General features: G+C 45.7%; 6 protein-coding genes. All 6 read right to left on the reverse strand.

Translation table 11 applies throughout. From position 1 onward, the window contains the following. Positions 1 to 708 precede the first annotated feature (708 nt). The gene (locus ENN47_05785; protein HDP77683.1) at positions 709 to 2,355 is read right to left on the reverse strand and encodes a hypothetical protein; all 1,647 of its coding nucleotides are present in this window, start codon (positions 2,353 to 2,355) and stop codon (positions 709 to 711) included. Further along, on the reverse strand, positions 2,352 to 3,428 hold the full coding sequence (locus tag ENN47_05790) for a glycoside hydrolase family 15 protein (GenBank protein HDP77684.1): 1,077 nt from the start codon (positions 3,426 to 3,428) through the stop codon (positions 2,352 to 2,354). Before ENN47_05790 ends, ENN47_05785 begins: the two co-directional genes overlap by 4 nt. A 76-nt stretch (positions 3,429 to 3,504) precedes the next feature. Continuing rightward, on the reverse strand, positions 3,505 to 4,335 hold the full coding sequence (locus ENN47_05795; GenBank protein ID HDP77685.1) for a carbohydrate ABC transporter permease: 831 nt from the start codon (positions 4,333 to 4,335) through the stop codon (positions 3,505 to 3,507). A gap of 10 nt (positions 4,336 to 4,345) precedes the next feature. Continuing rightward, positions 4,346 to 5,176 (reverse strand): sugar ABC transporter permease, encoded by an 831-nt coding sequence (locus tag ENN47_05800; GenBank protein HDP77686.1) that lies wholly within the window; start codon positions 5,174 to 5,176, stop codon positions 4,346 to 4,348. A 120-nt stretch (positions 5,177 to 5,296) separates the two neighbouring features. Next, complete coding sequence (locus ENN47_05805; GenBank protein ID HDP77687.1) at positions 5,297 to 6,547, reverse strand: extracellular solute-binding protein; 1,251 nt, start codon at positions 6,545 to 6,547, stop codon at positions 5,297 to 5,299. After that, positions 6,544 to 7,770 (reverse strand): ROK family transcriptional regulator, encoded by a 1,227-nt coding sequence (locus ENN47_05810; GenBank protein HDP77688.1) that lies wholly within the window; start codon positions 7,768 to 7,770, stop codon positions 6,544 to 6,546. The genes ENN47_05805 and ENN47_05810 overlap by 4 nt, the downstream gene beginning before the upstream one ends. Between the last annotated feature and the right edge of the window lie 245 nt (positions 7,771 to 8,015).

The raw sequence follows: 8,015 nt of genomic DNA on the forward strand, positions 1-8,015 counted from the left end.
AACGAGGAACAGATCCTTGCTCTGGAACGAAGAAACGTTTTTTTCCTCTTGCACGGTCAACGGTTACCGTATTTCACAGCGATCAGCGGGTTCGCCGCTTTTAAGCGTGCAGCGGATCTTCAAGGCCAGATTCCGTGCAATTGCCCTGAACAGGATCCCTGAACAGGATCATTTCAGGACAGGCTCATTGGGACAAGCTTTTCAGGGCAGGCTCTATCGGAATATCTCACGGACATCATTCCCCAAATGTCATTCTGGCGCGTACCTGGCCAGAATATCGATCTTTGGTGCGCTTTCAAGACCAGATCCCATACAGAACCACTACGGGATGACCCTGAACAGAACATTTTCAGGGCAGGCTAAGTGAGTGGATTCCAGCGCTGGCTCTACGGGATGACAGAATCGGGGATTCATGGCTCTCTACTCAGGAAGGCTCTGAGGGATGACAAGGTTAGTTGAATTAGGAAAGGCTTTACGAGAAAGATAGACTGTTCTGCGGCGGATGATTCTAGACTGCATTAAAGAGAGTCATGACTTAATCTTTTCTAGTCACTAATTGGGAAAACTGGCTTCTGCAGAGCTTTTAAGAATGAAGTCCTTCTCCATGTACTCTAACTTGAACAACTTATCGCAAACTCATGCAAAAGACTGTTGACGCAAGCATATAATTGAGTCCACAATGGGGGAGAGGAAGAATGCCCGTCCTCTTCATTGCTCAACGATAAGAACTGATGTCCAGAATCTCAATTGTGGGAGCTTCACTAAAACGTGATCGCCTTCCGGGTGAGCTTCTAGTCGTATCTGTCTTAGGAAACCATCGGGCGAGCAGAAGTATATTGCCGCTCCTCCGGAAACCCATGCTCTTGGAATGTTCAAACTCAAATTTTCCAGGAACTTTGGTCTTCTCTGTCTTCTTCTCCAGAGATCGGAGCGTATGTCAGTGAGATTCACTAGATTTATCATTATGCCAGCGTCGGATTTCTTCGCAGTAAGCCACACTGAATTAGCTTGAGGTGTACTGCTGCAAGTCGTTCCAACAGTTAGTTCTTCACCATCAATGAAGTCCCCTTCAATAAAGTCTTCGTATCTTGCCTGAAAGTCGTAATAGTCTCTCAGCGTATTCAGAAGGGATTCCGTTGCAACATCTGCCCCGGGAAAATACGGACCCGAAAGAATTCTCATGAACTCCCCTACTTCAAGCCTTCTTCCTCCGCTGATTGCGATCAATGAATCTGCAAGAAGAATCGAGTTTTCAGCTGCTCCTTTTATATATGCTGCGAGAATCACATGTTTGCCCCCGCTTCGTTTTCTCGCGTCAACTATCATCGCATGGAGGTCAGCATAAGTGTTGCACGACTCCCATGGTTCAATATACACTACATCTAGATTTGCTCTATCCTGTATCTCCTTGGGCCAGTTGTTCACGTAGTTGAAGAATACGGCCTTGGAGTCAACTTTGCCCCTTAGAGAGTCGAAGAATTCCATGAAGGCCAATGAAGTCTTATAAGGCTTGTAGTGTTCTCCTTCCAGCGTGAAGGACTCGTTGTCTTTCGGATAGCCATATTGATCCAGATGGATTCCGTCGAAACCCAGATCTATGGTCTTGGCGCACTCTTCAAGCAAAAAGGCCGTCCAGCCGGAAGATGCTCTGTTATCAGCGAGCAGAATCCTTTCGTAGAAACTTACAGCGTTCCATTCATCGCCCTTCTTTTCATAAAGCAACCAGTCAGGATTCATTTCGCCGAGCTCCCTCGTTACAGCGTAGAGCGCAACATATGCCATGGAAAATATGTTCCTCCTATGTCCGGCATCTATTAAGTCTCTTATAACATCTGTAGAGATCTCTCTAACTCTTTGCCATGCGTCCTTATATACTGTCCCCTCTTCATAGACGAGCTTTCCGTAATCGTACATCCAGTCGTAGTATTGCAGGCCGTTGATGTGGTATTGGGCCAGATAATCCATGTTCACTTCTATGTCAATTCTATCGGAATAGAATTCCGTGAGAAAACCGTATCTTGGCGATTCAAGCCAGTTATCAAGGATCGAGAACCCCCTGCTTATAGTCAAATTATTGTCGAAGGTCACGTCTAGGCCATACCCTCCCTTTTCATAGGGAAGAGAAATCTCGATCACAGGATTTTCATGAGAAACGCTGCCCGAAAGAGAAACACATTGCACAAGATTTCTCGACACGCTGACTGTGTAATCCATTGGTCGATCCATGCCTTTCACCTGCAGAATGAGCAACTCTCCAGGCTCGTAGAAAGCTTTATTGAAATTGACATCCATTTCCGCACCTCCCAAAAAGGTCGAAAGTACAGCAACGACCAAGAATAACAGCTTGGCTTTCATAATTTTCTTGAAAGCTCCTTTGAAAGACTTATATAGCCTGCGTGCGACCAGAGCAAAGGACAGGCGATATTTCCCCACCTTTCAACCCATGGTCTGTACATTTCTTCATCCAGAAGATGCTCCGGGACTTGTTCAGGCAATTCCCCGTTTTGGTTTGCATTGCTTTCAATCCAGCTCATGACCGCCCTCGCTTTTTCGATTTGGCCCGTGCCCGCATACCACTGGGCAAGGTAGGCCGATAGAAGAATCCAGCTCCCTCCTCCGTAGTATGTATCTTGAATATACCGTTTTGCGCCCCCATCAAACACAAGTGTTCGCTCGATCTCCTCAACAGTGTTGATTACTAAAGGATTTTCGTTATCGAATAGGCCGAAAGGGGCGGATGCCCAACAGAGGCTGCTATCTACTCCAAAATTTGAAGTTGATTTCACGAACCTCCCATTTGCGGTGAGCCATCTGAGAATGAAATCAACTACCTCCCTCCAGACTGTTTTTATTCCCAACACAGTTTCTGAAGCTTTCAAGCCGGCAGCTATTGAAAGGAGCGTGGATGTATGAATGGCTTCTTCCGATTCTTCCCAGACATCGAAACAGGGAATCTTCCACACCTTCTCTAAATAGTGCGTTATGAGTTCAATAGAATCGCGGTGTTCTTCGATGAACTCTCTATCGGGACACCTTGCCAGCGCCCACAAAAAAGTGCCGTATCCGTCGCTCTGTGCGTTAGGCCACTCGTCAAGGGTGAGCCTCCCGTCGAGAAGATAACGCGTAGGCAGCAGCTCTTCTTGAGTAATCTCTTCTCTTCTATCTACTATCTTAGAGATTCTCTCTTCTTGCGAAGATATTACTCTCATCCCCCAATCGAAGAAGGACTTTGCGGACTTATTTTCTCCTACTAGATTCATCGCGTCGGCAATGAAGGATCCGTCCCTAAACCAGCAGTATAAATACTGTGAGAAGCTAGGCGAGGCAATGTACGAACCGCAGGTTGTCTGGTATTTCTTTATTGTATTTATGGATTGTTCAAGCAGATTCATCCGGGTCCTCCTCACATTCTTCAAGACTAGAATCATACTAATTTCCAGTTGCCTGAGTCGTTTCACCCCAGAGATATCGTTTCTAGGAAGAGACTGAAGAGTCTAACGTCGCTCATAACTTGAGTCCTCCTTCGGCTACCGTTTTCACAAAGTATTTTTGGAAGACGACATAAATGACTAGTACGGGAAGGATTGCAATCATCGTACCTGCGAATAATAGATGCCACTGAACGCTATGCTGAGCTCTAAATCCAAGAATGCCGATTGGCAACGTCCACTGGCTCCTTTCTCTTAGAATGAGTGAAGGCCAGAAATAGTCGTCCCAGACTCCCATGAAAGATAGAATAACCAGTGTTGCCAGGGCTGGCCTGGCCATAGGCATTGCCACCTTCCAGAAAGTCTTGAACGCATTGCATCCATCCAGTTCGGCGGCCTCCTCCAGTTCAACTGGAATCCCTTCAAAGAAACCTCTCAAAAAGAACGCATTGAAGGCAACGCTTCCTATACCGCTTGTCAGCATAATTGTAAGTGGATTGTCCATTAGAAACTTCACTCTTCTTACCATGTCGAACTGGGGTATAGTTAGCAGAAGCCCCGGAACTGCCAGAGTTGCTATCAGAATAGAAAACCATAGCTCCTTTCCGGGAAATTTGAACCGCGCGAAACCATACGCAGTGAGAGAAGAGAGAAATACATTCAACAATACCGCCGGTACGGTTATTTTCACGCTGTTCCAGAAGTAGAGTTTGAAGTCTGCCTCTATCCACACTGAAACGTAGTTTTTCAGCGTTGCGGGATCGGGAACGAGTTGAGGCGGTATAGTAAATATGTATGCCGATTCTTTGAGCGAAGTGATGATCATGTAGTAGAAGGGGAAACACATTATAACTGCGCCTAGAATCAGCGAAACGTAGATTATGATGCTCGTGATTATCTTCTTCAAGTGACTCACCTCAATAGGGTTCCCTTTTCAGGAATCTGCGCTGCAACTGCGATATTGTGAAGACCATTAGGAAGAAGACAACGGCTATAGCCGCCCCATAACCGAAGTGGAAGTATTCGAATGCCTCTTTGAACATGTATGTGTTAAGAACATGAGTAGAGTTGCGTGGACCTCCCCCGGTCATAATGAAGACAGAGAGGAAGACGTTGAAGCCGCCAATGGTTAGCATAACTAGTTGAAATACGAACGTTGGACGGAGAAGGGGAGCCGTGACTTTGGTGAAAAGTTTCCAGCTGTTCGCTCCGTCTATCCTGGCAGCTTCATAGAGCTGTTTTGGAATGCTCTGCAGGCCGGCGAGAAAGATTAGCATCGTCCAACCAATACCCTTCCAGATTCCAAGAACATAGATAGGTATCATGGCCGTGGAGGTCTGTGCTAGCCATTTTATATCTGTCTTGATAAGATGAAAAACATCTTTGAGGATGAAGTTCACAATACCTCCGCGGGTCGCAAATAGATACTGGAAAAGGACCGATACGACTACCCAAGAGGTTATGACAGGAAGGTAGAATAAAAGCCTGAAGAGCGTCTGTCCCTTCATTCCTTTATTTAGAAGCAAAGCAACAAGCAGTCCAAGAACCATCTGAAAAGGAACAGTTATTATGGCGTACTTGATTGTGTTTACTAGAGCTACGTAGAACTGTGAATCCTGAAAAAGCTCTATGTAGTTCTCCAGCCCGATGAAGTCGTTGGGAATCTTTGGATTCAAGTTCCACTTGAAAAGGCTCATATAGAAGCCATTAAGAATCGGATAGATTGTCCAGACCAGATAAGCCATCATGCCGGGAAGCACAAATAGAAAACCGGCAAACTTCCTTCTCGTCGTTCTCTTCAAACCTCTTCACCTCTAACAGAACACGGAGAGGCCCAGAAAAGCCTCTCCGTACCCGGAAAAGATCACTTATTCGTACTCGGCTATTACCTCTTCGATCTGCTCTGCGGCGTAATCCAGCGATTCTTTCACGTCGTAATCTGCAACTATTACATCTTGCCAGGCTTGGTCCATTATGTCGTTGATCTGATTCCAGCCAGGATGTGGAGATCTTGCAACGGCCGTTTTCAGCTGCTGCATGAAAACCTGAAAGTAGGGATGTTCTATTATTGCCTTATCCTCAACGAGCGAATTCAAGACGGGCATTTGACTGACTTCCACAAAAGCCTTCTGCACTTCGTAAGAGGTCATGTACTTAACGAATTCCCAAGAGGCCTCTTTATGTTCTGAAGTCTCGGTAATGACGATATTCTCGCCCCCAACAACGGATCTCGATCCTCCGGCTCCCGCAGGAAAAATCACAGCGTTTATCTCGGCGTCAGGATACTGTCCTTTGATTATTGGCCATGCCCAAGGTCCTGCAAGAATCATGGCGTATATATCCTCAGCATAACCTTCGAAAGTGCCAATTCCGCCGCCACCAACTATTGTGTCGGCTATGAAGCCAGCGTCACGGAGATCTTTGAAAGTCTGGAGCGCCTGGATGCTTCCTTCAGAATTGACGAAGCCTTCTGCCTTCTGGTTTGTCTGATCCAGTATGTACCCACCAAAACTGTAAATCCAGGGGATCGAATTCCACGGACCGAGACCGCTGTCAGCATAGCCCCATTGATCTATCTGACCATCGCCGTCCTTGTCTTTGGTGAGCAGTTTTGCGAACTCGACGAACTCTTCCATTGTTTTTGGGCCTTCACTCAGTCCGACTTCTTCGAAGAGTTTCTTGTTCCATAATAGTACTTGAGTGTTGGTGTCCAGAGGAAGTCCGTAATAGTGTCCATTCCACTCGCAGGTTGAAAGGGGACCGGGAAGAAAACTGTCCTCGATCTCGTCAAATTCCTCTGCGAATACTACATCGACGGGCACTAGCATTTCTATGTCTGCAAACTGCGGAACCCAGATTATGTCCATTCTGATTACATCTCCAAGCGCCCCCGCTGCTGTACCAACAATCAAACGCTGTCTCATGTCATCATAGTTGACCTGAGTCTCCTTAACTTTGATTTCTGGAAACGACTTCTCAAATTCCGGAATTATCTTCTCGGTAAGAAGATTGTACTCTCCGGAATTAGTGCTATAGGAATGCCAGAAAGTAATCTCTTCTACTGCAAGCGCCATACCTGCAATGAGAATAACTAGAACTACAAGCAACAGCTTTTTCATTCTAAAACCTCCCCAGTAAGTGATGTGGAAACCGTGAACAATGTATCCTCAATGACTCTGTATACTGCTCCCAATACCCATGCCAGTTCACCCATTTCGTCAATATCAAATGTAACTCCCTGTACTATTCTTCCAAAGGAGTTCACTTTACATATTTCAATTGATTCCTTTAGATAATGATCTTTGAATTCCAGAGCCTCTCCGCCGATCAATATGTACTCTGGAGCGAATATATTTACTACATTCTTCAAAGCAATACCGATTATCTCAGAGTAATTTCTGAAGGCTTCGTCCATCGACCCTTCAATACGAAGAGCCTCTCTTATGAATTCAAGTTCTGACGACTCAGTTCTCTTCATTTCTTCGTACAGCCTCTGTACCTCACGAGTCTTCGAAAACTTCCAGATATCATTCGCCAAAGCCTCAAATGATGCCTCGGCCTCAAGACAACCCCTGCTTCCACAGGTACACTTTCGGCCGTCCTTTACTACCGTCATATGCCCGATCTCTCCTGTCCCTCCTCTAGAGGAATAGAGGTTGCCCTCCAGAAAGATTGCCCCGCCGACGCCAGAGCCAAGAGTAATGAAAACTGCATTTCTGTAATTACGAGCTTTTCCCTTCCACATCTGAGCGAGGGAAAACGAATCCACATCGTTCATGACATAGGTCTTTGCTCCCACTCTTTGTTCAATAAGCTGTCTGATCGGAACATCTTCCCACTCCAGCAGAAAGGAATTTCTCACAATTCCGGCAACCGGATCAACGACTCCTGAAACGGCCAAGCCAATTCCCAGCAACCTATCGGCAGGCATAGCCAGCGATCTTCTCATTCTATCTAGGCTGCCAGCCACAAGCTCAACAACTTTCTCCGGCCGTATTTGAGGTTCTGTCTGTTCAATACCCGAAAGGAGGAGTTTTCCGTTGAGATCCGTAATCACAAGGTTTATGTAACCAAGACCGATTTTGACACCAAATACAATTTTGAATGAGGGATTGATCGAAAGTAGAATCGGTTTCCTTCCACCGGTTGAGATCTCAGAACCGACTTCACTTACGATGCCCGCGTCCATCTGCTCGCTAACAATCTTGCTTACAGTAGCGGCAGAAAGTCCGGTGGTCTTAGCGAGAGAGGCACGGGAAATTTCGCCGTTTTCGAAGATCTTTCTTAGAATGACTCTGAAATTTATGTCCTTCATTAGTTCTTTGCTAGCCTTCTTCTTCATTTGCGCACCCACTATTAGTGTGTATGGATTTCTCTTCAATCTTACTTTCTTCAGTGAAGAAACTAAGTTTATTATACTGTCTGGTTATCTTGAGGCAATTTCCCATGATGATTAATGAGCGACTTTTCCGAATGAATAGAACCGTTTATGGGTTCAAAGCTTCTTATCGCTATGAAATTCGATAATATCCATAACAGGATCAGATAGTGATTTCGAAAATTCTGAAGAACTTAAGTGGCGGAGCG

Origin of the sequence: Mesotoga infera, assembly GCA_011045915.1 — a bacterium.
In the GTDB taxonomy this organism is placed as follows: Bacteria; Thermotogota; Thermotogae; order Petrotogales; family Kosmotogaceae; genus Mesotoga; species Mesotoga infera_D.

Coding starts and splice junctions, on each gene's coding strand:
- ENN47_05785 (HDP77683.1), bottom strand. CDS start 2,355: ATGAAAGCCAAGCTGTTATTCTTGGTCGTTGCTGTACTTTCGACCTTT.
- ENN47_05790 (HDP77684.1), bottom strand. CDS start 3,428: ATGATTCTAGTCTTGAAGAATGTGAGGAGGACCCGGATGAATCTGCTT.
- ENN47_05800 (HDP77686.1), bottom strand. CDS start 5,176: ATGATGGCTTATCTGGTCTGGACAATCTATCCGATTCTTAATGGCTTC.
- ENN47_05805 (HDP77687.1), bottom strand. CDS start 6,547: ATGAAAAAGCTGTTGCTTGTAGTTCTAGTTATTCTCATTGCAGGTATG.
- ENN47_05810 (HDP77688.1), bottom strand. CDS start 7,770: ATGAAGAAGAAGGCTAGCAAAGAACTAATGAAGGACATAAATTTCAGA.